The sequence below is a fragment of the Rhodococcus sp. NPDC060176 genome, assembly GCF_042728675.1.
Classification (GTDB): domain Bacteria; phylum Actinomycetota; class Actinomycetes; order Mycobacteriales; family Mycobacteriaceae; genus Rhodococcus_F.
In genome coordinates this window covers 1-1,019 of record NZ_JBHWYS010000026.1, presented here as the reverse complement: position 1 = coordinate 1,019, position 1,019 = coordinate 1, and the positions used below count along the sequence as shown (strand labels likewise).

Sequence of the window (1,019 nt, the reverse complement as noted above, 5' to 3'; positions counted from 1 at the left end):
TCGGCATCGATTTTCTTCGCGAGGGAACTCGACCCTCGCCGCCGCTGATAGTCCAGTTCATCGACGACATGCGTGCACAAAATTTCAGGGTCGAGTCGATCTGCCGAGTGCTCACCGCACAAGGAATCCAGGTCGCCCCACGCACGTATCGCAACTGGAAAACCGCAGCACCATCTGCAAGGACGATCACCGACGCCCACCTCACCGAAGAACTGCGAGCAACAATCGGCACTGCCGAAGGACTCTACGGCCGACGAAAGATGACTGCTCACCTGCGCCGCAAAGGCCACCACGTCGCGGCCTGCACCGTCGACCGTTTGATGCGCGACGAAGGACTGAACGGGGTGGTCAGAGGCCGGCAGCACCGAACCACGATTCCGCACGGCAAGGACAGTCGGCGGGCACCCGACCTACTCGATCGCGATTTCACCGCCGAAGCTCCGAACCGAACATGGGTTACCGATTTCACCTATTGCCGAACGTGGGCGGGGTTCGTCTACGTCGCATTCGTGATCGACTGCTTGTCCCGGGCAATCGTCGGCTGGCATGCCTTGACAGTGAAGGACACGGCGATGGTCACTTCGGCGTTGAAGATGGCGTTGTGGCGACGCGATCATGGTGGACATCGGGTAGGTGACGGGTTGATCCATCACAGCGATGCCGGCAGTCAGTACACATCTATTTCCTTCGCGGAAACGCTTGTGTTGGAAGGGATTGCAGCTTCAATTGGAAGTGTCGGCGACGCCTACGACAATGCCCTCGCGGAGTCGACGATCGGACTGTTCAAGACAGAAGCGGTTTCCAAGAGCAGTCCCTTTCTGCAGGGCCCGATCAAGACGATCGACGACATCGAATTCGCGACGATGGAATGGGTGGATTGGTTCAATACCCGCCGCCTGCACGGCACCTTGGACTACGTCACTCCGGACGAGTTCGAGGCCGTCTACTACTCTCAACTATCAATTCTCCAGCCGGAGATGTCGCCAGCATAGGAGCGGCAAAAAACCCGGCACGGTTCA

The 1,019-nt window shown here is 58.7% G+C and carries 1 protein-coding gene; it reads left to right on the top strand.

Features of this window, described 5'->3' with window-relative positions; all coding sequences use genetic code 11:
- Nucleotides 1–992, top strand: a 992-nt coding sequence (locus ACFWEM_RS34105; RefSeq protein ID WP_378540098.1) for an IS3 family transposase, incomplete at its 5' end; no start/stop codon positions are given.
- Nucleotides 993–1,019 lie beyond the last annotated feature (27 nt).